The sequence below is a fragment of the Amycolatopsis australiensis genome (genome assembly GCF_900119165.1).
In the GTDB taxonomy this organism is placed as follows: Bacteria; Actinomycetota; Actinomycetes; order Mycobacteriales; family Pseudonocardiaceae; genus Amycolatopsis; species Amycolatopsis australiensis.
Genome location: NZ_FPJG01000006.1, coordinates 2,113,486 through 2,137,692 on the forward strand (window position 1 = coordinate 2,113,486; position 24,207 = coordinate 2,137,692).

General features: G+C 69.7%; 27 protein-coding genes. 16 read left to right on the forward strand and 11 right to left on the reverse strand.

The window, feature by feature from the left end; all coding sequences use genetic code 11:
• Window positions 1-19 precede the first annotated feature (19 nt).
• Together BT341_RS11420 and BT341_RS11425 are read left to right on the forward strand one after the other, a co-directional pair.
• Window positions 20-703, forward strand: a complete 684-nt coding sequence (locus BT341_RS11420) for an MOSC domain-containing protein (RefSeq protein WP_072476259.1) — start codon at window positions 20-22, stop codon at window positions 701-703.
• On the forward strand, window positions 693-1,283 hold the full coding sequence (locus BT341_RS11425; protein ID WP_072476260.1) for a TetR/AcrR family transcriptional regulator: 591 nt from the start codon (window positions 693-695) through the stop codon (window positions 1,281-1,283). The genes BT341_RS11420 and BT341_RS11425 overlap by 11 nt, the downstream gene beginning before the upstream one ends.
• A 44-nt stretch (window positions 1,284-1,327) precedes the next feature.
• On the opposite strand, the gene BT341_RS11430 is transcribed toward BT341_RS11425, so the two are convergent.
• Window positions 1,328-2,893: a beta-N-acetylhexosaminidase gene (locus tag BT341_RS11430; protein WP_072476261.1), complete on the reverse strand. Its 1,566-nt coding sequence runs from the start codon at window positions 2,891-2,893 to the stop codon at window positions 1,328-1,330.
• 76 nt (window positions 2,894-2,969) lie between these two features.
• Window positions 2,970-4,841: a propionyl-CoA synthetase gene (locus tag BT341_RS11435; protein ID WP_072476262.1), complete on the reverse strand. Its 1,872-nt coding sequence runs from the start codon at window positions 4,839-4,841 to the stop codon at window positions 2,970-2,972.
• A 183-nt stretch (window positions 4,842-5,024) separates the two neighbouring features.
• On the opposite strand from BT341_RS11435, the gene BT341_RS11440 reads away from it, so the two are divergent.
• Window positions 5,025-6,761 (forward strand): serine/threonine-protein kinase, encoded by a 1,737-nt coding sequence (locus BT341_RS11440; RefSeq protein WP_072481902.1) that lies wholly within the window; start codon window positions 5,025-5,027, stop codon window positions 6,759-6,761.
• Here BT341_RS11440 and BT341_RS11445 read toward each other — a convergent pair.
• Window positions 6,758-7,327 (reverse strand): class I SAM-dependent methyltransferase, encoded by a 570-nt coding sequence (locus BT341_RS11445; RefSeq protein ID WP_072476263.1) that lies wholly within the window; start codon window positions 7,325-7,327, stop codon window positions 6,758-6,760. The two genes, BT341_RS11440 and BT341_RS11445, sit on opposite strands and share 4 nt — an antisense overlap.
• 76 nt (window positions 7,328-7,403) lie before the next feature.
• Between BT341_RS11445 and BT341_RS11450 the strand changes: the two genes are divergently transcribed.
• Window positions 7,404-8,117, forward strand: coding sequence for an AraC family transcriptional regulator (locus BT341_RS11450; RefSeq protein ID WP_072476264.1), 714 nt, complete (start codon window positions 7,404-7,406; stop codon window positions 8,115-8,117).
• A 1-nt stretch (window position 8,118) separates the two neighbouring features.
• Here the strand turns inward: BT341_RS11450 and BT341_RS11455 are convergent, their stop codons facing one another.
• A complete protein-coding gene (locus BT341_RS11455; protein ID WP_072476265.1) occupies window positions 8,119-9,687 on the reverse strand; it encodes a dolichyl-phosphate-mannose--protein mannosyltransferase in 1,569 nt (522 codons plus the stop codon).
• A 67-nt stretch (window positions 9,688-9,754) separates the two neighbouring features.
• Between BT341_RS11455 and rsmI the strand changes: the two genes are divergently transcribed.
• From rsmI to BT341_RS11470, 3 genes are all read left to right on the forward strand, one after another.
• The gene (rsmI, locus tag BT341_RS11460; protein WP_072476266.1) at window positions 9,755-10,591 is read left to right on the forward strand and encodes a 16S rRNA (cytidine(1402)-2'-O)-methyltransferase; all 837 of its coding nucleotides are present in this window, start codon (window positions 9,755-9,757) and stop codon (window positions 10,589-10,591) included.
• A 277-nt stretch (window positions 10,592-10,868) separates the two neighbouring features.
• Window positions 10,869-11,297: a hypothetical protein gene (locus BT341_RS11465; protein WP_143168526.1), complete on the forward strand. Its 429-nt coding sequence runs from the start codon at window positions 10,869-10,871 to the stop codon at window positions 11,295-11,297.
• A 294-nt stretch (window positions 11,298-11,591) separates the two neighbouring features.
• A complete protein-coding gene (locus BT341_RS11470) occupies window positions 11,592-12,332 on the forward strand; it encodes a hypothetical protein (protein ID WP_072476268.1) in 741 nt (246 codons plus the stop codon).
• Window positions 12,333-12,894: 562 nt separating this feature from the next.
• On the opposite strand, the gene BT341_RS44195 is transcribed toward BT341_RS11470, so the two are convergent.
• Window positions 12,895-13,245 carry a hypothetical protein gene (locus BT341_RS44195; protein ID WP_143168527.1) on the reverse strand — a complete coding sequence of 117 codons (351 nt, stop codon included), beginning with the start codon at window positions 13,243-13,245 and terminating at the stop codon, window positions 12,895-12,897.
• A gap of 7 nt (window positions 13,246-13,252) precedes the next feature.
• On the opposite strand from BT341_RS44195, the gene BT341_RS11475 reads away from it, so the two are divergent.
• The 6 genes from BT341_RS11475 (at window position 13,253) to BT341_RS11490 (ending at window position 15,561) form a co-directional block, all read left to right on the forward strand.
• Window positions 13,253-13,525, forward strand: a complete 273-nt coding sequence (locus BT341_RS11475) for a Hint domain-containing protein (RefSeq protein ID WP_072476269.1) — start codon at window positions 13,253-13,255, stop codon at window positions 13,523-13,525.
• Complete coding sequence (locus tag BT341_RS45225) at window positions 13,516-13,659, forward strand: hypothetical protein (protein ID WP_177328785.1); 144 nt, start codon at window positions 13,516-13,518, stop codon at window positions 13,657-13,659. Before BT341_RS11475 ends, BT341_RS45225 begins: the two co-directional genes overlap by 10 nt.
• A 44-nt stretch (window positions 13,660-13,703) precedes the next feature.
• Complete coding sequence (locus tag BT341_RS11480) at window positions 13,704-14,081, forward strand: hypothetical protein (RefSeq protein WP_072476270.1); 378 nt, start codon at window positions 13,704-13,706, stop codon at window positions 14,079-14,081.
• An 18-nt stretch (window positions 14,082-14,099) separates the two neighbouring features.
• The gene (locus tag BT341_RS11485) at window positions 14,100-14,612 is read left to right on the forward strand and encodes a hypothetical protein (RefSeq protein WP_072476271.1); all 513 of its coding nucleotides are present in this window, start codon (window positions 14,100-14,102) and stop codon (window positions 14,610-14,612) included.
• A 123-nt stretch (window positions 14,613-14,735) separates the two neighbouring features.
• On the forward strand, window positions 14,736-15,149 hold the full coding sequence (locus BT341_RS44205) for a hypothetical protein (RefSeq protein ID WP_177328786.1): 414 nt from the start codon (window positions 14,736-14,738) through the stop codon (window positions 15,147-15,149).
• A gap of 28 nt (window positions 15,150-15,177) precedes the next feature.
• Complete coding sequence (locus BT341_RS11490) at window positions 15,178-15,561, forward strand: hypothetical protein (RefSeq protein WP_072476272.1); 384 nt, start codon at window positions 15,178-15,180, stop codon at window positions 15,559-15,561.
• Between the two features lie 5 nt (window positions 15,562-15,566).
• Here BT341_RS11490 and BT341_RS11495 read toward each other — a convergent pair whose 3' ends face one another.
• A complete protein-coding gene (locus BT341_RS11495) occupies window positions 15,567-16,100 on the reverse strand; it encodes a QsdR family transcriptional regulator (protein WP_072476273.1) in 534 nt (177 codons plus the stop codon).
• Between the two features lie 49 nt (window positions 16,101-16,149).
• On the opposite strand from BT341_RS11495, the gene BT341_RS11500 reads away from it, so the two are divergent.
• Window positions 16,150-17,106: a quinone oxidoreductase family protein gene (locus BT341_RS11500; RefSeq protein ID WP_072476274.1), complete on the forward strand. Its 957-nt coding sequence runs from the start codon at window positions 16,150-16,152 to the stop codon at window positions 17,104-17,106.
• Here the strand turns inward: BT341_RS11500 and BT341_RS11505 are convergent.
• The 5 genes from BT341_RS11505 to BT341_RS11525 all read right to left on the reverse strand — a co-directional run bounded on the left by BT341_RS11505 (window position 17,083) and on the right by BT341_RS11525 (window position 21,456).
• A complete protein-coding gene (locus BT341_RS11505; RefSeq protein WP_072476275.1) occupies window positions 17,083-18,330 on the reverse strand; it encodes an aminodeoxychorismate synthase component I in 1,248 nt (415 codons plus the stop codon). The genes BT341_RS11500 and BT341_RS11505 overlap by 24 nt on opposite strands.
• A gap of 19 nt (window positions 18,331-18,349) precedes the next feature.
• Entirely contained in the window at window positions 18,350-18,964 is a 615-nt protein-coding gene (locus BT341_RS11510) for a glycoside hydrolase family 25 protein (RefSeq protein ID WP_072476276.1), read from the reverse strand.
• Window positions 18,965-19,042: 78 nt separating this feature from the next.
• Complete coding sequence (locus tag BT341_RS11515; RefSeq protein ID WP_072476277.1) at window positions 19,043-19,807, reverse strand: ABC transporter permease; 765 nt, start codon at window positions 19,805-19,807, stop codon at window positions 19,043-19,045.
• On the reverse strand, window positions 19,797-20,774 hold the full coding sequence (locus BT341_RS11520; protein ID WP_072476278.1) for an ATP-binding cassette domain-containing protein: 978 nt from the start codon (window positions 20,772-20,774) through the stop codon (window positions 19,797-19,799). Before BT341_RS11520 ends, BT341_RS11515 begins: the two co-directional genes overlap by 11 nt.
• 82 nt (window positions 20,775-20,856) lie before the next feature.
• Window positions 20,857-21,456: a PadR family transcriptional regulator gene (locus BT341_RS11525; RefSeq protein ID WP_072476279.1), complete on the reverse strand. Its 600-nt coding sequence runs from the start codon at window positions 21,454-21,456 to the stop codon at window positions 20,857-20,859.
• Window positions 21,457-21,509: 53 nt separating this feature from the next.
• Here BT341_RS11525 and metG point away from each other — a divergent pair, with 53 nt between their 5' ends.
• Window positions 21,510-23,306: a methionine--tRNA ligase gene (gene metG / locus BT341_RS11530; protein ID WP_072476280.1), complete on the forward strand. Its 1,797-nt coding sequence runs from the start codon at window positions 21,510-21,512 to the stop codon at window positions 23,304-23,306.
• 10 nt (window positions 23,307-23,316) lie between these two features.
• The gene (locus tag BT341_RS11535; protein ID WP_072476281.1) at window positions 23,317-24,153 is read left to right on the forward strand and encodes a TatD family hydrolase; all 837 of its coding nucleotides are present in this window, start codon (window positions 23,317-23,319) and stop codon (window positions 24,151-24,153) included.
• Window positions 24,154-24,207: the final 54 nt, after the last annotated feature.

Here is a 24,207-nt window from a genome sequence, read left to right on the forward strand (position 1 = left end):
GTCGTGCTACCTTCGAGGGATGGACCTCGTGGGCGTGTACGTGGGAGAGCCGAGCGTGCTGGGGTACCGCCGGGAGCGGCCGGTGCTGAGCGCGATCACCAAGGCGCGGGTCACGGCGCCGCGGCTGCGGCTGACCGAGCTGAACCTCGACGGTGACCGGCAGGCCGACCTCACCGTGCACGGCGGGGCCGACAAAGCGGTTTACGTCTACCCGGCCGGGCACTACCCGGCCTGGGCGGCCGACGGCTTCGAGGCCGGGACCGGCGACTTCGGCGAGAACGTCTCGCTGACCGGCGTCACCGAGGACGACGTCCGGATCGGGGACGTCTGGGCCTGGGGTGACGCACTGGTCCAGGTCTCGCAGCCGCGGTCGCCGTGCTTCAAGCTGGCCATGAAGACCGGCCGGAAGGACATCGTGCCCGCGATGATCGGCTCCGGGCGCTGCGGCTGGTACCTGCGCGTGCTGCGGCCGGGCACGGTGCCGACGTCGGGCAGCCTGGAGCTCGCCGAGCGCGCGGACGGGCCGACGATCACCGAGGTGTACCTCGTGTCCTACGCCAACTACGGGCAGCTGCCCGAGGAGAAGGTCGAGGCGGCGCTGGACCTCGCCGACCGCGTGCTGGCGGCCCCCGCGCTCTCGGCGTCCTTCCGCGACGGCGTCCAGTCCACCGTGGATCGCTGGCGGGCGCGGCGTGCCGGGTGACCGACGGCTCGCCCGCGGCGACGCGACCCGGCGCCTGGTGCTGCGCCGGGCGGTGGACGTCGCGTCGGTGGACGGGCTCGACGGCCTGTCCCTCGGCCGGCTGGCCACCGAACTGGAGCTGAGCAAGAGCGGCGTGTTCGCGCTGTTCGGCTCCAAGGAAGAACTGCAGCTGGCGACGATCGAAGCGGCGCTGGAGATTTTCCGCTCGCACGTCGTGACGCCGTCGCTCGACGTCGCGCCGGGATTGCCGCGGCTGCGGGCGATCTGCGAGAACTGGCTGGACTACTCGGAAAAGCGCGTGTTCCCCGGCGGGTGCTTCTTCTTCAACGTCGGCGCGGAGTTCGACGCGCGCCCGGGCCGGGTGCGCGACGCCGTGGCGGCGGCGAGCGGCTCGTTCGCCGGCCTGATCCGCGAGACGGCCGTCGAAGCGGTGGCGCTCGGCCACCTCGACGCGGACCCGGAAGTCCTGGCGTTCGAGCTGCACGCGCTGGGCCGCGCGGCCAACGCCGACGCGGTGCTGAACGGCGGCACCCGCGCCTACGCCCTGGCCAGGCAAGCCATCGGGGCAAGACTGCCGTGAGCGGGAAACAGGGTGCTAACCCGGTTTCCCGCTCACGAGCGTGCTCACTTCCAGTCGACCTGCGGGCTGCGGTAGAAGTCGATGCCCTGGACCACCCAGCGCGGCGACTGCTTGGCCAGGCGGGCGCGGTAGGCGGCCCAGTCGTGCGTGGACTTCGGCGACCAGCCGATCTCCGCGATCCCCGGCAGCCGCGGGAAGGCCATGTACTCGATGTCGTCGCTGGTCCGGATCGTCTCCGTCCACAGCGGCGCCTCGACGCCGGCCACCTGGCTCTCGCCGACGCCGTTCACCAGCGACGCCGGATCCCAGCTGTAGCCGTCGCGGACCTCGATGAGCGCCGCCCAGTCCTGGCCCAGCTTGGTGCCGGCGTTGTACTTCATGTCCAGGTACGCGTAGTTCGCCGGCGACATCAGGATCTTGCTGCCGCGAGCCGCGGCGGCCGCGACGCTCGGGTTGTCGCCGCCGAAGTCCCAGTACTGCGGGACGGCCGACGCCGGCGGGTCGGACTTCGCGATCTCGTGCCAGCCGGTGATCTTCTTGCCGTACTTGGCGACGATCGGCTGCACCTTCTTCTCGAAGGCGAGGTAGTCCGCGGGCGGTGTCGCGTGGGCCTCGTCGCCGCCGATGTGCAGGTACGGGCCCGGTGTCAGGGCCGCCAGCTCGCGCACGACGTCGTCGACGAACTTGTACGTCACCGGCGAGGAGATGCACAGCGAGCTGTAGCCGACCTCGGTGTCGGTCCGCGGCGGGACGGCCTTCCCGTCGCAGTTCAGCTCCGCGTACGTCGACTGCGCCGCGTTCGTGTGGCCCGGCATGTCGATCTCCGGGATCACCGTGATGTGCCGCGACGCCGCGTACGCGACGATGTCCTGGTACTCGGCCTGCGTGTAGTAGCCGCCCGGGTCGCCGTCGACGGCGGTCCGCCCGCCGACCGTCGCCAGCTTCGGCCAGCTCTTGATCTCGATGCGCCAGCCCTGGTCGTCGGCCAGGTGCAGGTGCAGCGTGTTGATCTTGTACTGGGCGATCTGGTCGACGTACAGCTTGACCTGGTCCGGCCGGAAGAAGTGCCGGGCGACGTCGAGCATCGCGCCGCGCTCGGCGAAGCGCGGGTAGTCGAGGATCGTGCCGCCCGCGACCGTCCACGTCCGGTGCTGCACGCGCTTCGCGTCGATCGCCGACGGCAGCAGCTGCCGCAGCGACTGGACGCCTTCGAAGAGCCCGTCCGCGGTGTTGGCCTTCAGGGTGACGCCGTCGCGCGCCACCTTGAGCTGGTAACCCTCCGTGCCGATCCGCGGGTCGTGGCCGAGCTGCAGCGAGATCGCGGGCAGGCCGGCGGCGTGCGGCACGACCGGCAGCGGGTAGCCGGTGGCCGGGCGCAGCAGGCCGCGCAGGTAGTCCGCGACCTGGCCGGCGCCGCGGTCGGCGCTGATCACGGTGAGCGGCGTGAGCCGGAACTCGCCTTTCGGGTCCGCTTTGGCCGAGACGGGCGCCGGGACGACGTCGGTCACGCTGCGTTCCGGAGCCGCCGGGGCGGCCACCGCCGAGGCGGGCAGGCCGGCGGCCGTGAGACTCACGAGGGCTGCGGTCAGGACGGCTCTGGACAAGCGCATCGGGCACCTCCGGTCGGGGACTCCCCTCAAAGGTACAGACCAGCCGGGGCATTTGGAACAGCTCTTAACGAAGGCGTCAGCGGAGAGCGGCCCGGATCGCGTCCAGGACGCTCGGGTCCTCGATGGTCGAAGGCACCGCCTCGTCGCGGCCGTCGGCGATCGCGCGCATGGTCTTGCGCAGGATCTTGCCCGACCGCGTCTTCGGCAGTGCGTCCACAATGGACACGTCACGGAACGCGGCAACCGGCCCGATGTCCCGGCGGACCAGCGCCACGAGCTCCTCGCGCAGCTGGTCCTCGGGGATGTCCGCGCCCGCCTTCAGCACGACGAACCCGCGCGGGAGCTGGCCCTTGAGCTGGTCGGCGACGCCGATGACCGCGCACTCGGCGACCGCCGGGTGCGAGGCCAGCACGGCTTCCATCGACCCGGTGGACAGCCGGTGCCCGGCGACGTTGATGACGTCGTCGGTCCGGCCCATGACGAACAGGTAGCCGTCTTCGTCGAAGTAACCCGAGTCGCCGGTCAGGTAATAGCCCTCGTACCGGGACAGATAGGCCTCGCGGTAGCGCTCGTCGTCGCCCCACAGCGTCGGCAGCGAGCCCGGCGGCAGCGGCAGCTTCACGGTGATGGCGCCTTCGCGCCCGGCCGGCAGCTCCTCGCCCGCCTGGCCGAGGATCCGCACGTCCCAGCCGGGGACCGGCTTGGTCGCCGAGCCCGCCTTGACCGGCATCGGCTCGAGGCCACGCGGGTTGGCCGCGATCGGCCAGCCGGTCTCGGTCTGCCACCAGTGGTCGACGACCGGCGTGCCGAGCTTCTCGTGCGCCCAGTGGTAGGTCTCGGGGTCGAGCCGCTCGCCGGCCATGAAGAGCGTGCGGAACTGCTCGAGGTCGTACTTCCGCAGCTCGACCGCGTCCGGGTCGACCTTCTTGATGGCCCGCAGCGCGGTCGGCGCGGTGAACAGCGCCTGGACGCCGTGCTCGGCGATGACCCGCCAGAACGCGCCCGCGTCGGGCGTGCCGACGGGCTTGCCTTCGTACATCACCGTCGTGGCGCCGACCAGCAGCGGCGCGTACACGATGTAGGAGTGCCCGACGACCCAGCCGACGTCGGACGCCGTCCACCAGACGTCGCCGGCGTGGACGTCGTAGACCGCGTCCATCGAATAGGCGAGCGCGACGGCGTGGCCGCCGGTGTCGCGCACGACGCCCTTCGGCTTCCCGGTGGTCCCGGACGTGTAGAGGATGTACAACGGGTCGGTGGCCGCGACCGGCACCGGGTCGGCCGGGTCGGCGCTCGCCGCCAGCTGCCGCCAGTCGAGGTCGCGCCGCGTCAGCTCGGCCGGGGCCTGTTCGCGCTGCAGCACGACGACGTGGTCCGGCTGGTGCTCGGTCATCCCGAGCGCGGCTTCGATGATCGGCTTGTACTCCACCACCCGTGTCGGCTCGATGCCGCAGGACGCCGCCAGGATCACCTTGGGCTTGGCGTCCTCGATCCGCGCGGCCAGCTCCTTCGGCGCGAACCCGCCGAAGACCACCGAGTGCACCGCGCCGATCCGCGCGCAGGCCAGCATCGCGATCGCGGCCTCCGGCACCATCGGCAGGTAGACGATGACGCGGTCGCCCTTGCCGACGCCCAGCGAACGCAGCGCGCCGGCGAACCGCGCGACCGTGTCCCGCAGCTCCTCGTAGGTGTAGGTGCGAGCTCGCCCGGTCACGGGGGAGTCCCAGATCAGCGCCGCCTGGCCACCGCGGCCGGCCTCGACGTGCCGGTCCAGCGCGTTGTACGCGGTGTTCAGCTCGGCGCCGGGGAACCACCGGTAGAAGGGCGGCCGCGAGTCGTCCAGCGCCCGCCGCGGCGGTGTGGTCCAGGTGATTTTCGAGGCCGCTTCCAGCCAGAACGCGTCCGGCTCGGCGAGGCTGCGCCGGTAGGCCTCGGAGTACGCGCCCATTGCCCGCTCCTTCGCGTCGATCGTCCGCCGGACCCCATCATGGCGCGGGAGCGGCGGCGGCGCCGGATTCGTCCGGGTGAAGACCCGGCAACCTCACGGCAAGCGCGAGCGTCCTAAGCTGGACCGCGGGAAAACGCCGCGTGATGGCACGAAGTGAACACCGACAGTGAGGGGAGCCCGGCGGTGGACGGACTCGCGAGCGCGTTGCTCTCGCTAGCCCACTCCTTGTTCGGCCCGGGCTTCTGCCCCGGCGACTGGGTGTGGGCCACGAGTGCGGCCGGCGCGCTCGTCGCGCTGCTGCCGCCGATCGGCGCGCTGGCCGTGGCGATCATCCGGAAGGGCACGGGCAACCGCTACGACACGACGACGCTGTCGGTGTTCGGCGGGATCGGCCTGCTGACCGCGCTGGTGCTGCCGTGGCTGCTGTCCAACGGGGTGTCGGGCGTGTTCCGCGCGGAGTGGGCCGGGGCGGACTCGGGCCTGCCGCGGGCGGCCGCGACGTCGCTGAAGAGCGGCGGCTGCTGGGTCAGCACCCAGCGCGAGTACCTGGGCGGCGGCCAGACCGTCTTCGACGTGCTGTCCTCGCAGCACGGCAAGGAGCTGCCGTTCTTCGTCTACCTGCTGGCGTTCGTCGTCCTGGGCGCCGGCTCGCTGCTGTTCGTCATGCTGCAGGCCCGCACGGCCTTCCGGCGCGGCCCGAAGTGGCCGTCGCGGTTCTTCTGGATCCCGTTCGCCGCGATGCTCGTGTTCAGCGTCGGCATGGAAGCGAACACCGCGCTGCACTTCTGGCTCGGGTTCCTGCCGTTCAGCGTGCTGGGCCTGATGCCGGTCGCGATGGTCGGCCCGCCGCCGTGGTCGGTGATCAACCGGCCGGACGCGCCGCCGCGCCGCGAACCGGAGCCGTACCGGCCGCCGCCGTCGCAGGTCCAGCCGCGGCCGACGCCACCGCCTCCGCCGCCGCCGGTGAACAAGCCGTACCCGAAGACCGCGCTGGCGTCGGCGCCGGAGCCGCCGATGGCCGGTGCACTGGCCGCCGCGCCCGGCCCGATCCCGCCGCCGCCGGGGTCGCGCAACGCCGGCGGCAGCCGCTACCGGCGGATGAAGCAGCTCGGCGCGGGCGGCTTCGGCACCGTCTGGCAGGCCGTCGACACGCAGCTCAACCGCACGGTCGCGCTGAAGATCGCGCACGCGCCCGACCGCGACACCGCCGAGCGCATGCAGCGCGAGGCCCGCGCGCTGGCCGTGGTCAGCCACCCGAACTGCGTCAAGGTGTACGACCTGGTCGAGGAGCCGGACGGGCTCGCGCTGGTCATGGAGTACCTGGAGGGCCGTCCGCTGGCCGAGCTGGTCGACGGGCAGGGCCCGCTCGACGACGTCGCCGCGGGCCGCCTCTGGGCGACGATGGCGGGCGCGCTGGCGGCGGCGCACGAGAAGGGCGTGCTGCACCGCGACATCAAGCCGTCGAACATCATCCTCGACCCGAGCGGCCTGGCCCACCTCATCGACTTCGGCATCGCCCGCAGCCAGGGTGACTCGAAGATGACGGCGACCGGCATGATGATCGGCACGCCCGACTTCGTCGCCCCGGAGCAGGCGATGGGCGCGGCGGCGTCCCCGGCGTCCGACGCGTGGCAGCTGGCGGCGACGATCAGCTACGCGCTGTCGGGCCAGCCCCCGCGCGGCACCCGCGAGACCCCGATGGCGGCGCTGATGGCGGCGGCACGGGCCGAACCGGTGTCCCGGCTGCCGCAGCGCAGCGCGCACGCGCGGTTGCTGGCGGCGTCCCTGGACCCGGAGCCGCGCCGGCGTCCGACGCTGAACGCCGTGCGGCGCGAGGTGGAGGGCTGGCTGTCGCGGGCGGGCAAGTCCGCGGACGGCCCGGTGACCCGCGTGGTCCCGCGGCAGCCGCACCACCGCTAGCCGGGCTTCACCGCCGAGAAGGTCAGCAGCTCCTTCGGCCGGACGTCGACGCCGACCCGCTCGAACCCGGCCTTTTCGAGGCGGGACGGCAGCGTGGCGGCGTCGACGACGTTCATCGTGTCGCCGATGTGCAGCAGGCGGAACCGCAGGTTGAGCTGGCCGTCGCTGCCGCAGTACGTGCCGCCGGGCCGCAGGACCCGCGCGGCCTCGGCGAAGATCGCGTCCTGCAGCTGCCGGGTCGGGACGTGGTGCAGCATCGTGAAGCAGACAACGGCGGAGAAGCGGTTGTCGTCGAACGGCATCTGTGCGCCGCTGCCCTCGACGACCTCGGCGCGGCCGCCGTACTTCGCGCGCAGCAGCTCGGTGGACGCGTGGTCGATCTCCAGCACCGTCAGCTTCGGGACGACGTCCAGCAGCACCTTCGTCGTGGCGCCGAAGCCGGGGCCGATCTCGAGCACGTCGTCGCCCAGGTCTCGCTGCTTCAGCCACGGCGTCAGGCGCTCCTCGACGGTCGCCGCCCACTTGCCCGAGCTGCAGATTCTCCGGTGGATGAGGTTCATCGGCATGGCTGCGACGCTAATGAGCCACGTCGGTGACCGGTAGCCGATATCCTGTCAAGTCATGTCGCCAACCAGCCAGGCCATGCTGCTCGGCGAGGTCGACCTGCCCGCCGGGACCTGGTTCCCGTGGCATGAGCATCCGGTGCACCAGCTCGTCTGGTCGGCCCGCGGGGTGGTCGCGGTGGAGGCGGGCGACGCGGGCTGGGTGCTGCCGCCGACCCGGGCGCTGTGGCTGCCGGCCGGAATCCGGCACCGCACGGGCGCGCTCGGCCACGCGGCACTGCGCGGCATCTACGCCGAGCCGTCGCGGTCCCCGGTTTCGTGGCCTTCGCCGCGGATGGTGGTGGTCCGACCGCTGCTGCGTGAGCTGCTGGAGTACCTGACCGGCGACGGCGTCGCCCCGGCGGCCCGGCTGCGCGCGGAGGCGGTGGCGTTCGACCTGCTGGAGCCGCTGGACGTGGTCCCGATCGTGGTGCCGTCGCCGGCCGACCCGCGGGCCCGCGACGTCGAGCGTGCGCTGCTCGTGAACCCGGCGGACCCTCGCAGCCTGGCGGAGTTCGGCCGCGAGGCCGGTGCGGCGGAGCGCACGCTGGCGCGGATCTTCGTCCGCGAGTGCCGGATGCCGTTCGGAACGTGGCGCACGCAGGTGCGGCTGCGGGCGTCGCTGCCGCTGCTGGCCCAGGGCCTGCCCTTGGCCGCGGTGGCCCACCGGGTGGGCTACAGCTCGGCGAGCGCGTTCGTGGCGGCCTTCCGGCGGGCGGTCGGCGTCACGCCGGGGGCGTACTTCGCGGGCTGAGCTATCGCCAGGACGGCAGCCAGCGCTCGGCCTCCCACTGGCCCGTGGTGATCGCGACGCCGTTCAGGATCGGCCACAGCCAGGCGAAGTTCGCCACCACCAGCCCGACGTACAGCGACACGACGAGCAGACCCGTCCCGCGTCTTTCGAACCCGCGTTTCGCGCTGCCCAGGATCTGGCCCAGGCACAGCGTCAGCCCGAGCGCCAGGAACGCCGCCAGCGGGGTCGCGTAGAAGAAGTACATCTGGCGGTCGATGTTGCTGAACCAGAAGACGTACCCGCCGAGGTAGCCCACCAGCACCGCCGCGTAGCGCCAGTCCGCGCGGAAGAACCAGCGCCACGCCGACCAGCCCAGCATCGGGATCGCCAGCCACCACATCGCCGGCGTGCCGATCAGCATCGTCGCGCTCACGCAGCGGGCCTCGCCGCAGCCGGTGACGTCGCCGTCGTAGCTGTAGAGCATCGGGCGCAGGCCCATCGGCCACGTCCACGGCTTCGACTCCCACGGGTGCGGGTTGTCCTTCGGCGTGACCAGCGTTTCGTGGAAGTGCAGGACGTTCGCCGTGTAGTCGCCGAGCGAGCGCAGCGCCGGCGGCACCCACGACCAGAAGCCCGGCGCGATGTCCTTGATCTCGGTGTAGTGCCGGTCGGTGGCCGTTTCGCTGGCGAACCACGCCCAGTACGCGGCGAAGTACATCAGGAACGGGATGACCAGGATCGCCCACAGCGCGGGCAGCACGTCCCGGCGGAGCGTGCCCAGCCACGGCCGTTCGACGCCGGCCGCGCGCCGGGCCGCGACGTCGAAGCCGACGCACAGCAGCCCGAACGCCACGATGTAGTACAGCGCCGACCACTTGACGCCGAAGGTGAGCCCGATCATCAGGCCCGTCGCGAACCGCCACCAGCGGAAGCCCAGCTTGGGGCCCCAGACCGACTCGTTGACCCAGCCCTCGCGGACCGCCGTGGCGAGGCGCTCGCGCACCTGGTCGCGGTCGGCGAGCAGGCAGGCGAACGCGGCGAGCACGAACAGCGCGATGAAGATGTCGAGCATGCCCATGCGCGACTGCAGGTGCAGCACGCCGTCGCAGATCACCAGGATGCCGGCGATGCCGCCGAGCAGCGTCGAGCGGGTCAGGCGGCGCGCGACGCGGACGGTCAGCAGCACCATCAGCGTGCCGGCCAGCGCGGGCATGAACCGCCAGCCCCAGCCGTCGTAGCCGAACAGCCACTCGCCGATCGCGATCAGCTGCTTGGCCAGTGGCGGGTGGACGACCAGCTCGTAGCCGTAGTTGTCCTCGTAGCCGCCGTTGCGCAGCATCTGCCACGCCTGCGGCACGTAGTGCTTCTCGTCGAAGACCGGGCTGCCCTTGTCCGTCGGGACGCCCAGGTTCTGCAGCCGGACGATGCCGCCGACCACGGTCAGCACGAGCGTGACGATCCAGCCGCGGAGCCGGTCGGTGGGCATGCCGCGGCCGAGCAGGGTCGCTTCGCGGTCGGTGGGCGGCCCGAGCACCTCGACCGGGTCCGGCCGGACGCCTTCGTCGTCGGGACGGGTCAGCACGGCGGTCACGGGGCGATCCTACGGGCGGGGCAGGGCGTGCGTCGTCCGGATCCGCTGATCAGCCTAGGCTGGGCCGGTGACCCAGGGCCGCCTCATCCTCGCCGCCACCCCGCTCGGCGACGTCCGCGACGCCTCGCCCCGCCTGGCCGAAGCGCTGGCGGAAGCCGACGTCATCGCGGCCGAGGACACCCGCAGGCTGCGGTCGCTGGCGTCCGCGCTGGAGGTGACCCCGCGCGGCCGCGTGGTGAGCTTCTACGAGGACGTCGAGACGGCGCGCCTGCCCAAGGTGCTCGAATCGTTACGCGCGGGCGAGACGGTGGTGCTGGTGACGGACGCCGGGATGCCGAGCGTGTCCGACCCGGGGTTCCGCCTGGTGTCGGCGTGCGTGGCGGCGGACATCCCGGTGACGTGCCTGCCGGGCCCGTCGGCGGTGACGACGGCGCTCGCTTTGTCCGGTTTGCCGTGCGACCGGTTCTGTTTCGAAGGATTCGCGCCGAGAAAGCCGGGCGAGCGGTCCCGCTGGCTGGAGTCGTTGCGCGACGAGCCCAGGACAGCGGTGTTCTTCGAGTCCCCGCACCGGTTGGCATCACTGCTGGCCGACGCGGCAGCGGCACTGGGCGGCGCTCGCCGCGCGGCGGTGTGCCGCGAGCTGACGAAGACGTATGAAGAGGTGAAGCGCGGGACGCTGGCGGAGCTGGCTGCGTGGGCGGCGGACGGCGTGCGTGGGGAGATCACGGTGGTACTGGCGGGAGCGGAGCCGAGGGCGGTTTCGGTGGCGGACCTGGTGGAAGAGGTCCAGTCCAGGGTGGCGGAAGGCGAGCGCCTGAAGTCCGCGGCGGCGGAGGTGGCCGAGGCGACGGGAGTGTCCAAAAAGGAGCTTTACGACGCCGTGCTCGCGGCGCGTAAGGCGTGATGCCCGGAAGGTGGTCGGAGTTGTCCGGCGAGAGCGTCGGCTCGGGATGATGCGTCGGCTGCAAAGTGCCGCTCTTCCTCGGCGGCGCCGACGTTGTCGAGAATCTGCAAGAGTGACGTCTACTGGTCATTGTGCTCAACTGCGGCTGGGTGCGGGCGGTTCCAGCCGGTGGGTGCCTGTGCGTCCTCACCCGGGCGCGAAACCTCGGCTTCCCGGATGGAATCAGGTTGGCTGAGCGGGCTTCGCAAGTGTGCCTGCGGCAGCTTGCAATCCGCGGATGGCCGAATTCGCCTGGTGGGAAATGCACTGCGACCGCAACCACGTCTGGTGGCGGTCGCTCTCGGCCGCGGCTGAACCTTCCGCGAACGACCTGGTGTGTCCGGTTGACGGCGAGCAGGCGGTCACTGCCGGTTCGCGCGCGCTCGCGGATCGAGCCGAGTTGCGACTGATCCCTGCGGCATGGGACGACGAAGGTGTTGTCGGGTTCGAGGACGAGTACTTCGTACAGATCACCGATCATGCGAGTGGCCAATTCCTGCGCTCGGCCAAGACGTTCGATTTCGACGCGGCCTGCAAGCGTCTTTCGTGGTTTCGGAGAATGACCTGGCCGGATGCCGAGCGTGAATGGGGTAAAGTCGGTCTCGGAGAAACCGACGACTCGGCGGTGGCCGGTTCGAGTGTCAGCTTCGGAGAAACATGTGAATGACGAACTTCCGTACGGCACGAGAAGTGACCTGCTGCTTGCCTTCTCGAAGACGTCGACGGCGTCGGTGCTCGACTACGGGGCCAGTCGCGAGCTGGGAGATGCTGGCTGAACCGGTTTCCCGTCCTGGAACCCGTAGCGGTCTGCTGGGGCACACAAGTCATGCCGACAATCCTTGGCGCCCGTCGACATCATCCTCCGGAATACCGCCGCCATTCTCGAGGCGGGCAAGCACGGCGCCGGAGGTTGACCGACAGCTCCGGCCGCCGTGCTCATCGGCAAGAAGCAAGCGGGTCCGTGGCGCTCGTCGCCAAGTACGATGAGGCAGCGCGTAACGGTCAAGCCGAGGACTGGACATCGAGCGACGACATCGGCGACCGGTTCGGCGGTGAAGTGCTTTCGACCGCCGAGTACTACCGGGTCGAGAATCGCTATGTCGACTTCGTCCGGTCGCTCGCAGTTTCGTGCGGCGCCGGCGAATTCGTCGTCAGGGCCCCGACGGTGACGAAGTCGCTGCCGTCGTGGGTGCCGTTCCTGCGGAGCGGGCTCGTGGTCGATCTGAAAACCGCGCCGGCGCTCGTTCGCCGGATGCTTCGGGGCAGCGACCTGTCCTGCGTGCTTTGCAGCGACGAGTTGTGGGTCAGTGTCGAGACCGATTTCTACCTGGCCGTGGAAGCAGAAGACCGGAAGGTGGCGGAGTCCGCGCGGCGGTTCGGCCTGCACGTGTATAGGGCAGACAACTGGTCGTGGTTCGAGGTGGACGATGACACAGCGGCGCTGGGCAGACCAAGCCGTGATTTCCCGCAGCAGGTGCGGCTTTCCTGCGGCGCTGACGAGCCGCTCGTCCTTCTGGAGCGCCGGGTCAACGGGCCTGGGGCTCAGCGGTGGCACCTACTGCACGGTGCCGACTCGCTCGATTGGACGCTCCAGTTGCCTCCTGGCGTGGCCCTGGCGGCCCTGCCTGATGTTTGCTCGCCGGAGTCACCCCGGACGGCGACGGTAACGTCGACGCACTGTGGGATGTGGACCTGGCGCTGATCCGCTGACGTCGTCCAACTCAGCGGTCGCCGCGCGCAAACTGGTCACCAGCGAACACCCACATTTCCCACATCATCATCGATAGGCATTGGTCCTCGCCAACAACTGCGGGCAGTGGTGCTACTCTCCGCATCTTCGTTGTAGTGGTGAATCGGTCTGGTGGCGAATCTCCTCTGGAACGGGCTTGTCTGGGTCGCCGAGGCTTACCATCGTGCGACAGCATGGATGCAGGAGCAGGTCGAACGGTGACAATGTCCTCGCTGCGGACTATCTGACGGACTGGGATCGGGCCGATACCCACTGGTACCGGTCGGGAAACAGCATCATCTTCGGACTGCTGCCTGGTTCCGAAAGCTCTTTGGAATGTTCGGTCTTCGAAGAACGGCCGACACCGGCCCGTCCTGTTATCTTGGCCCGGCAGGCGATTTCGGCGCCGTCACGGCGTCTGGTAGTACACGATCCGAAACAAGCAGTTCGGTTCGAGTTTAATGTGAGAGCCGAGATCGTCGAGCTGTTTCTGCTGGTGGACAACACTGATTTTGCTTCTCGGGTACAGATCGCACTACTCCGGCGGGCTGATCGAATCGGTGTCGCGGCAGGTGCCGTCTTCGCGTTGGTCGGTCGATGTAGTGGATGAGCGACTCGCCGGTCCGCCGGCAGATAGACCGGTTCGGCGGCAACGGCGGCTCTTGCCGCATCGCAATGACCACGGCTGAACAGCCGTTCCTGCAACCTTGCCGTCGTGTGCTGCAGGCAAACACTTGCCCGGCAGGAAGCGCTCGGCACGTGCATCCGGACGGTGATCAACTTCATCCCGTGGGGCAAGATCCCTGAGGGCCGGCGAGATCATCGCGGACTTCTGGAAGGGCGCAAAGGCGTCCGGCAAGAAGGACGAGAAGGTCATCGTCGACACGGAGGAGGTGCTGGCCGACGCCGACAAGGCCGCCAACGCGACTGCTGATGCCGAGCGAGTGGCTTCGGAAGTCGGCTATGGGGCGCGGAGGCGGCCGAGCGCGGCGGAAGGAAGCACCAGTTTCCAGCCGGGAACTCGCGTCACGCTCGCCGACGGATCCGCCAAGCCGATCGAGCAGGTGCGCCTGGGCGATCGGGTCCTTGCGGCCGACCCCGGGACCGTGGCGGAAGCGGTGGTTGCCACCATCGTCGGCCACGGCTCAGGTAACTGGTGGAACTGACCTGCGAGGCCGAGGAGCCGTCCGGCGCAGCGATGGCCGACGTCGTCGCGACCGACGGTCACCCGTTCTGGCTGCCGGACGAGGGGCGCTGGGTAACCGCCGGGGAACTGCGGCTTGGTGAGTCGTTGCCCTGAACTGGGGCGCGTCACTGACGGCCACGGGCTGGCACCTCGTCTGGGTGGAAGAGGCCGGTGACTGGGTCGCGATCGGTTCGCTGACCGCGGGCGAGCACCTACACTCGGCGGATGATCAGCCGTCCGAGATCACGTCGGTTCGCCACTTCGAGCAGGTGGCGCCGGTCTACGACCTCACAGTGGACGCGGTCCACGACTACTACGTGGGCGCGGCCGGCTCGTCGGTCCTGGTCCACAACTGCAATGTCACGCCGAAGGAGCACTTTCAGCCGACTCCTCGGGAGGCGCAGGAGATTGTTCAGAACGCTCCTCGTGGAAGTTCTGCTGCGGTGAAGTCCGACCCTTACCGCCGTGCGGCAGCCTGGATGCAGGACATGCACGTTTCGATGCCTGTGCACGAAGCCTTTAAGCCCATTAGATAGCAGTCAAGGATCGTGTTGATGCGAGAGGTTTGGGAGAAATTCGACTCAGAGCTGTTCTTCGAGTTCGGTTTTCCGTACCCCGGGGAGCTGTCGTACGGATGGCGTACTGGTTTCCTGAATACGAATGAACTCATGCGCGCCATCGACGGGCTGGTTCGGCGAGCGCTACCGTTGACTTCGGAGGAGGCGGAGATCTCGCTTTTGCTGTCAGCGGACGTCGAATCGGCGAGGCTATTTGCCGAGGCTTTGCGGAGGTATGAAACAGATAACTCTGCGGAAGTTTGGCAGTACTATATTTCAGCTTCCATCAGTGCTGCTGTCGCTGACTTGTCGGCACGGTTCGATCTCCTGGCTGCTGCGTGGGCGGACCTCGGTTATCCGGAGGAGATGAGCGAGGTGATTTACCCGGAAAGTGGTGTGCCTTCTCATCTGTATGTGAGCGCCGGCAGTGCGGCGCTTACCCGATTCATGAGTGGGTGGCAGGAGAAATTGAGCTGCAGAATTGCGAATCTTCGAACCTTTGCCAATTAGCAGCTTTCGATTCTTTATACGGGGAATTCATTTGGGGTGAGTTTCTGTTAGGGTTGATAAACCTGTCAGCTCAACAGAGCGGTCACCGCGGCGTGCGCCTTCTCCGCATCGGGTGCATCGCCGGTGACCACGTCCGTGTACGCGAACGACTCGCGTGGATCCCCGACCATCAGCCCCCACGTGCCTGGTCACTCCGGGGACACCTCAAGCCGCCAGTCGGTCCGGCGCTTCCAGGACGGCTCGCTGGTGTACGACCTCGGGGTCGACGCGGTGCACGACTTCTACGTCATCGCCGGCGGAACGTCGACCTTGGTGCCCAACTGCGGTGGCGGAGCACCACCGGAGCGAGTCGTCAACCTGCCCGAAGAAGCCGCGCCGAAGCCGATGAAGCCGGAACATGCGGTCCAGGCGTGGACCGACCACCTGGGAGAAGGTCCGTACACCGATGTGCATCCGAGAACCGGTGTGGTGGATCCGAATCGACTCGTTTCGGCTGACGGGCGCCGTTCACCAACGTCTGGACTGTTCGCAACGTGATGCAACGGGGTGCCGTTAAAGTGAGTCCATGCGGGTAGAGATCACCGAAGTTCTCGAGCCGGACCGTCGTCTGATTCGTTTCGAGTCCGACTTCGGTTCGGCCGACGCGGTCCTGTGCGGACAAGCACCTCCGGATCGGAGGGCGCTCGACGTCGAGTTCGACATTCCTGACGAAGTGGTGACGTGGGCAGTCGCGAATCAGGAAGAGGCCGCTATTGCCGGCCAGGTGAACGGGTGCGCGCGACTCGTCGGAAAGATCATCGGCATCGATGCCGACGACAAGATCGTGAACCTGCGAGTGGGTGGCGACGTGTTTCTCGTCGAGTTCGTCGATCTGCCAGGCGAAGAACTGATTGACTCTTGGGTATCCGTCGACGTGCGGCAAATTCATCTGTACGAAGTGACTATGTGACCCCGTCAGCTCAACAACGCGGTCACCGCGGCGTGCGCCTTCTCCGCATCGGGCGCATCCCCGGTGATGACGTCCGTGTACACGAACGACTCGCCGATCCGCACCAGCAGGTAGGCCAGGTCCGGCACTGGCAACGGCGGATCCAACCGCCCGGCCGCCACCTCGCCGTTCAGCAAGTCCGAAAGCCGAGCCGTCGTTCGCTGTTGGCAAACGCTCGCCCGGGTCGTCAGCAGCCGCAACGCGCGCTCCGGCTCCCGGCGCAAGAAGTCCCGAAACGGAGGTGAGTCGTTCGCGAACCGGACATATCCGCTCACGAAGTCCGCTACCCCCGCCGCGCCGCGGCCGACGCACGAAGGCCACAACCGGGCGATCGAAGCGGACGAAAGCGACCACAGGATCTCCCCGAGCAGCCGGTCGCGGGACCCGACCCGGCGGTGCAGCGTCGCCCGGCTGATCGACAGCGCCTCCGCCAGTTCGCCCATGTCCACCCGGCGGCCGGACAGGAACCACGTACGGGCCAGCTCGAACTCCTGAGACATATGCCAGAATGTCTCACATCGAGCAGCGGACGGCGAGAGGGACGGCGACATGCGTGCAGTGCAGGTGACCGAGTTCGGCGGCCCCGAGGTGCTCACCCCCGTCGAGCTGCCCGATCCCGTGCCTGGTCCCGATGAGGTGCTCATCGACGTCGAGCGCGTCGGGGTCAACTACGCCGACACCCACCAGGCCGAGAACTCCTACCTCGCCCCCAGCAAGCTGCCGCTCATTCCCGGCGGTGAAGTGGTCGGCACCCACGATGGCAAGCGGGTCGTCGCGCTGCTCAACGGCGGCGGCGGGTACGCCGAGAAGGCCGTCGCTCCGGAAGCGATGACCTTCCCCCTGCCCGACGGCATCGACGACCTCACCGCCCTCTCCATGCTGGTCCAGGGCACCACCGCCTGGGTCCTGCTCAAGAAGAACGCCCACCTCGAAAAGGGCGAATCGGTCGTCGTGCACGCCGCCGCCGGTGGGGTTGGGACCGTCGCCGTGCAGCTCGCCAAGGCCTGGGGTGCCGGGCGGGTCATCGCCACCGCCAGCAGCGACGAAAAGCGCGCCCTCGCGCTCGAACTCGGTGCCGATGTCGCCGTCGACTCCCGGGCCGAGGACATGACCCAGACCCTGATCGAGGCCAACAACGGCCGCCGGGTCGACGTCGTGCTCGACATGGTCGGCGGGACCACCACCGACCAGAGCATCTCCGCCCTCGCCCCCTTCGGGCGGCTCGCCTTCTACGGCATGGCCGGCCGCGAGAACCCGAAGCCCGTCGAGCTGCGCAACCTGCTCGGCCACAGCACCACGATCAGCGGCATGTGGCTGCCGCACGTCTTCCGGCTGCCGGGCAACGTCTTCGGGACCGCGCTCACCGAGCTGTTCGAGCTGGTCCGGGCGGGCAAGCTCAAGGCGATCCCCGGCGGCGAGTTCCCGCTCTCCGACGCGCGCGGCGCGCACGAGGCCCTTCGCTCGCGCAAGACCGTCGGCAAGCTACTGCTCGACCCCGGCAAGTAGGCGTTCCAGGGGTGCTGCCTTGTGGAGGCACTCCTGCCACTCCGCCTCCGGGTCCGAATCCGCCGTGATGCCGCCGCCCACTCCCAGCGACACCGTGCCCGCCGCGATCTCGAACGTCCGGATCGCGACGTTCAGCTCCAGCCCCGCCGCCGGGGACAGCAGTCCGATCGCGCCCGTGTAGACCCCGCGTCCGCACGGTTCCAGTGACGCGATCAGGTCCAGCGCCCGGATCTTCGGCGCGCCCGTCACCGAGCCCGGCGGGAAAGCCGCCGCCAGGAGAGCGGAGTCCGACACCGCGGGTCGCAAAACCCCCGTCACCGTCGAGTCCAGGTGCCACACCCCCGGCGCCGGACGGACCTCCAGCAGCGACGGCACCGTCACCGACCCCACCTCGCACACCCGGCCCAGGTCGTTGCGCACCAGGTCGGTGATCATCACGTTCTCCGCCACGTCCTTCGTGGACTGACGCAGCAGCGAAGCGTTCCCGTCGTCCGCCGGCCCACGCCGGGGGAGCGTTCCCTTGATCGGTCTCGACCGCACCGAACGCCCGTGCCGGGCGAGGAACAACTCCGGTGAAAACGAGACGACCGACCCCCAGCCGCCGGACAAGAACGCCGCCCGGCGGGGGGACAGCGAAGAAACCCCCGCCGCGAACAAGGCGGCGGGAGACCCGGAGAACGAACCCGTGAACCGGCTGCAGATGTTCGCCTGGAACAGCTCCCCGGCCTCGATCGCGTGCACGCACGCCTTCACCGCGTCCCGGTGTTCCGACGGCAGCGGGCGCCGCAGCGGCCCGGCGGTCCACGACAAGGCAGGCGCCGGTGCGGCCAGCATCGATTCCATAGTGGACACCGACGGGCCGCCGCCGTCGACGGACTCCAGGTAGCACGTCCCGGACGCGGACCACCGCAGCACGTGGTCCGCCCAGCCCCACGCCGACGCCGGGAGCGCGCCCGAACGCCCGGACGGGTCCGCCAGGTCGTAGGACAGGTACCCGAACCACCCGCCGCCGATCACCCCCGGCGCGGCATCGACCTCGGCGCAAGACGGGAACCCGCCCGGCGAAACGGAGAGCGACGGCGCGATCACGGCCCGGGCGGAGAACCAGTCACCCGAAAGCATCGCCGGCGGCGGCAGCCCGCGGGAAGCGGCGTGGTGAGCGAGTACCGCAAACGCGCGCGCGGGCGTGACGTTCGTCCGGATCGGTGTGCTCGTCACGCGCATGGCGCCATACCACCACACGTCAGAGCAGCAAGTCACCCAATGTGAACGGGTACACGACGGCGTTCTGCTCGACCGGCCCGTCGATGCCCGGGACGTCCGCCGCGCACGCGTGCTGGTGCACGCCGAGCCGCGAGTGGAACCAGCCCGCCCGTCCCGGGATGCCGTTGTGCCGGATCAGCCACAGCACCACCTCCGAGTCGGCCCAGCGGTCCGGGTGCAGGCGGTGCTGCCAGCAGTCGAAGTCGGCGTAGACCAGCACCCGCTCGATGCGCGCCGCGTGCCGGACGTGCTTGATCCACGCCTTGACGAACCGGTCGTCGACGCTGGGTGCCGCCACCTCCAGCGCCGGCGCGAGCGACCCGGGGGCGAACGCGCCGAGCCTGCTGGCCGTCCGGACGAAGAACTCCGCCTGGTCGTGCACCGCGCCGGGGCGCGCGTAGTGCCGGCCGCCGACGTGCAACCCGGCCTCCTGCGCGCCGGTCAGGTTCCGCTCGGCGGCCGGGTTGGTCCAGTTGACGTTCTCGCTGATCGTCACCGACACGAACCGCGTCTCGGCCGCACGGACGGCGTGCCAGTCGGAGACGCGCTCGCGGTGGGACAGCGAGATCCCGCGTTCGCTCTCCGGCTCCGTCACAGTCCGCCCCCGGCACGTCGGTGGAGAGGCCACCATACGTCGCCGGGAGCGGGCCCGCAGTCAGCAACACCGGGATGATCAGGCGTTTTCCCGGTGGAACGTGCGTGTGCCCCACCACACCGACACGACGGCCATCAGCAGCACCACGACGCTTCCGGTGAACAACGCGTCCAGCGAGAAGTCGCCGCGGAACGTGCTGCGCTCGACGTCCACGACGTGCCGGAACGGGTTGATCTGGGAAATCGTGTACAGCCACTTCGGCGCGACGCCCGCCGTGATCGGCAGGAGGATGCCCGAGAGCAGCAGCAACGGCAGGAGCACGGCGTTGAGCAGGGCGGGGAACGTCTCCTCGCTCTTGATGGTCAGCGCCAGCGCGTACGAGCACGACGCCAGCGACACCGCCAGCAAGAACACGATCACCAGGCACAGCAGCACGCCGCCGACCGGCGCGTCGAGGTCGAACGCCAGGTACGCCAGCGCGATGATCAGCACGGACTGGACGACCGCCTGCAGCGCGCTGGCCAGCACCTTCCCCAGCAGCAGCGCCGTCCGGCTGACCGGCGTCACCCGGAACCGCTCGACCACGCCGGAGCGGTACTCGGCGAGCAGCCCGAACCCGACGAACGAGCTGCCGAACAGCGCCAGCTGGGCGATCAACGCCGGCGTGAGCAGCATCCAGCCGTCCACTTCGGACATGCCCTGGGCGTGCACGGCCTTCACCATCAGCGGCCCGAACAGGAACAGGTACAGCAGCGGCTGCATGATCCCGATCAGCACCCAGGTCGGGTTGCGCAGTGCCGCCTTCATGTCGCGGCGGAAGATCAGCCAGGTGTCACGCAGCACGGCTGCCCTCCTCCGCTTCGCGCAGCGAGCGCCCGGTCAGGGTCAGGAAAACGTCGTCGAGCGTCGGCCGGCGCACCTGGACCGACCGCGTCGGGATGTCTTTGGTGTCCAGCGCGCGCAGCAGCTCCGGCAGCGCGACGTCGCCACGCGGCACCCGGAACCGGACCAGCCCGCCGGACTCGGACAGCTCGTGCGCGCCGGTGAGCCGTCCGGCGATCTCCGCGGCGTCCGCGCCCCGCTCCGGGTCGACGCCGACCTCGACGCGGTCGCCGTCGACCCGCGCCTTGAGCGCGTCCGGCGTGCCCTCGGCGACGATCCGGCCGCCGTCGATCACGATCAGCCGGTCCGCCAGCGCGTCCGCCTCGTCGAGGTAGTGGGTGGTCAGGAAGACCGTGATCCCCTGCTCGGCGCGCAGCCGGCGGATGTGCTCCCACAGGTTGGCGCGGCTCTGCGGGTCCAGCCCGGTCGACGGCTCGTCGAGGAACACCAGACCGGGTGAATGGATCAGCCCGAGCGCGATGTCGAGGCGTCGCCGCTGGCCGCCGGACAGCGTCTTGGCCGGCCGCTGGCCGAGGCCGGTCAGGTCGAGCTGCTCGGCGAGTTCGGCGCCGCGCGCGACGGCGTCGGCCTTGCTCATCCGGTACAGCCGGCCCTGCAGCTCCAGCTCCTCGGCGACCGTGGACTCGGGGGCGGTGCCGCCGCCCTGGGCGACGTAGCCGATGCGCTCGCGCACGCCGACCGGATCGGTCAGCAGGTCGCGGCCGCCGACGGTCGCGGTGCCCGCGGTCGGTTTCAGCAGGGTGGTCAGCATGCGCAGCGTCGTGGTCTTGCCGGCGCCGTTCGGCCCGAGGAACCCGACCAGCTCGCCCGCCGCGACGTCGAGGTCGACACCCCGCACCGCGTGTACTTCGCCCCCAGAGCGGCCCTTGCGGCGGAACCGCCGCTCGAGACCGCGTGCCGTGATCATGGAAACCCCTCTCGTCGGTAGTCAAAGTTGACTAGTTGACCCGCACACTGTGCCCGAGGCCGGGCCTGCTAGTCAAACTTGATTACCGGGACGACGGGGTGCCGAAGGCGTCGCCGCGCTCGTCGGCCATCACGTACTCGCCGGCCTCGAGCCGGGCGATCAGGCCCTGGAGCCAGGCGAGGCTGGTGTCGGTGATCCCGTTCCACAGCCGGAACAGCTCGCCGACGTGTTCGGGCGTGCCCAGCTCGATGTCCGACTTCAGCTCTTCGAGCATCAGCCGCGCCCGCCGCTGCTCGGCCTCCAGGTGCACCAGCCGGTGCCGCAGCAGGTTGATCACGCGGGCCCGCGGCAACGTCGTCATCAGCGAAATCGCGGCCGAGAGGTCGGGGTGGTTCAGCTCGGGATCGGACAGCGCCTTCGCCAGCAGCACCTGGTACTCCTGCTCGCCGTCGGCGGTGAGCCGGTAGGCCGTCCGGTCCGGCCCCGACCGCCCCGGCTCGACGTCGACCTGCTCCAGCAGGCCTTCGGAGTTCATCTTCTTCAGCGCGTGGTACACCGACCCGGGCTGGACGTTGGCCCACTTGTCCGCCGACCAGCTGAGCAGCTCGCGCCGCACCTGGTAGCCGTGCGCGCGGCCGAACATCCGTACGACTCCGAGCACGAGCAGCCGTGTCGCCGACAACCCCGGCCTCCCTCCCGACAATGCGCGTGACGCCCTCCGTAGGCTAATAAGGTATGAGCACCCCTGTGTTGACCGCGGTGGCCTGGCCCTACGCCAACGGCCCCCGCCACATCGGCCACGTGTCCGGATTCGGCGTCCCGTCCGACGTCTTCTCCCGCTACCAGCGAATGGCCGGCAACCGGGTGCTCATGGTGTCCGGCACCGACGAGCACGGGACCCCGATCACCGTCCAGGCCGACAAGGAGAACGCCACCCCGCAGGAGACGGCGGACAAGTACACCCGCCAGATCGGCACCGACCTGCAGGGCCTCGGCCTGTCCTACGACCTGTTCACGCGGACCACGACCGGCAACCACGCCGAGGTCACGCAGCAGATCTTCCTGGCGCTGCACCGCAACGGCTACGTCGTGCCCAAGACCACGCGCGGGGCGATCAGCCCGTCCACCGGCCGCACGCTGCCCGACCGCTACGTCGAGGGCACCTGCCCGATCTGCGGGTACGACGGCGCGCGCGGCGACCAGTGCGACAACTGCGGCAACCAGCTCGACGCCGCCGAGCTGATCAACCCGCGGTCGCGGATCAACGGCGAGACGCCGAAGTTCGTCGAGACCGAGCACTACTTCCTCGACCTGCCCGCGTTCACCAAGACCCTCGGCGACTGGCTGTCGACCAAGACCGACTGGCGGCCCAACGTCCTCAACTTCACCAAGAACCTGATCGACGACATGCGGCCGCGGCCGATCACCCGCGACCTCGACTGGGGCGTCAAGATTCCCCTCGACGGCTGGCGCGACCAGCCGCTGAAGCGGTTCTACGTCTGGTTCGACGCGGTGATCGGGTACTTCTCGGCCAGCGTCGAGTGGGCGCGGCGCTCCGGCAACCCGGACGCGTGGCAGGAGTGGTGGAACAACGCCGACGCCCGGTCGTACTACTTCATGGGCAAGGACAACATCACCTTCCACGCCCAGATCTGGCCGGCGCTCCTGTTCGGCCACAACGGCGAGGGCGACAAGGGCGGCGAGCCGGGCAAGTACGGCCGCCTGCACCTGCCGGACGAGATCGTCTCCAGCGAGTTTCTCACGATGAGCGGCTCGAAGTTCTCGACCTCGCGCGGGCGCGTGATCTACGTCGAGGACTTCCTGCGCGACTTCGGCCCGGACACGCTGCGGTACTTCATCACCGTCGCCGGCCCCGAGACCCAGGACACGGACTTCACCTGGGACGAGTTCGTCCGCCGGACCAACTTCGAGCTGGCCAACGAGTGGGGCAACCTGGTCAACCGGTCGATCTCGATGGCGCACAAGAACGTCGGGGCCATCCCGCGTCCGGAAGCGCCGACGGCCGCCGACGAAGAGCTGAAGGCGTTGTCCCGCAAGGCGTTCGACACCGCGGGCGCGCACCTGGCCCGGTCGCGGTTCAAGCTCGCGGCGAGCGAGGCGATGAAGGTCGTCACCGCGGCGAACAAGTACATCTCCGACCAGGAGCCGTGGAAGCTCAAGGACGACCCCACGCGGCGCGACACCGTGCTGCACACCGCGCTGCAGGTCGTCAGCGACGCCAACACACTGCTGACGCCGTTCCTGCCGCACTCGGCGCAGAAGGTGCACGAGGCCCTCGGCGGCACCGGCGTCTGGGCCGCCCAGCCGGAGCTGCGCGAAGTCGAGGACCTCGACATCGCCGGCCGGGTCAACCCGATCCTGACCGGGGACTACGCGGCCGAGCAGGCGAAGTGGGAGTCGACGCCGATCGAGGTCGGCCGGCCCCTGGCCAAGCCGACGCCGCTGTTCACCAAGCTCGACCCGGCGCTCGGCGAGACCGGCCCGGAGTGGGCGCCGATCACGAAGGACTAAGAGGGAATGCATGGGTGACGAGAAGCGCGAGCTGCCACCGGTCCCGGACCGGCTCCCGGTGTCGGTGGTGGACGCGCACACCCATCTCGACGCGTGCGGCGCGGTCACCGCGGCCGATGTCACGGCCATGGTCGACCGCGCCGAGCGCGCCGGCGTCGCCCGCGTCGTCACGGTCGCGGACGACCTCGCCTCGGCCCGCTGGGCCGCCGAGGCGGCGACGTGGGATCCGCGGGTCTGGGCCGCCGTCGCGATCCACCCGACGCGGACCAAGGAGTTCGGCGAGGCCGAAAAGTCCGAAGTGGAGCGCCTGGCCGCGGCCGAGCGCGTGGTCGCCGTCGGCGAGACGGGCCTCGACTACTACTGGGACTACTCGCCGCACGACGCCCAGCAGGAGGCCTTCCGCTGGCACATCGACCTGGCGAAGCGGCTGGGCAAGCCGCTGATGATCCACGACCGCGACGCCCACGAGGACGTGTTGCGCATCCTGGCCGAAGAGGGTGCGCCGAACGCCGTAATCTTCCATTGTTTTTCCGGGGACGCGGAAATCGCCCGCCGGTGCCTCGACGCGGGATACGTCCTTTCCTTCGCGGGCACGGTGACGTTCAAGAACGCCAAGGGCCTCCACGAGGCGGCGCGGCTGTGCCCGCCGGGGCAGTACCTCGTCGAAACCGACGCACCGTTTCTGACCCCCCATCCGTTCCGTGGACGGCCGAACGAGCCGTTCGGCGCCGCCTACACCGTCCGTCACCTCGCGACGCTCAGGGGCGAAGCTGTCCACGAAGTCGCCGAATCGGTCCGGACCACCGCCGAGCGGGTCTACCGACTCCCGAGCGTCACATCGGGTTGAACGCATTGCGACAAAAGGGTTCCCGCGTCCGCCACCTGATGGAGTGACCCAGAT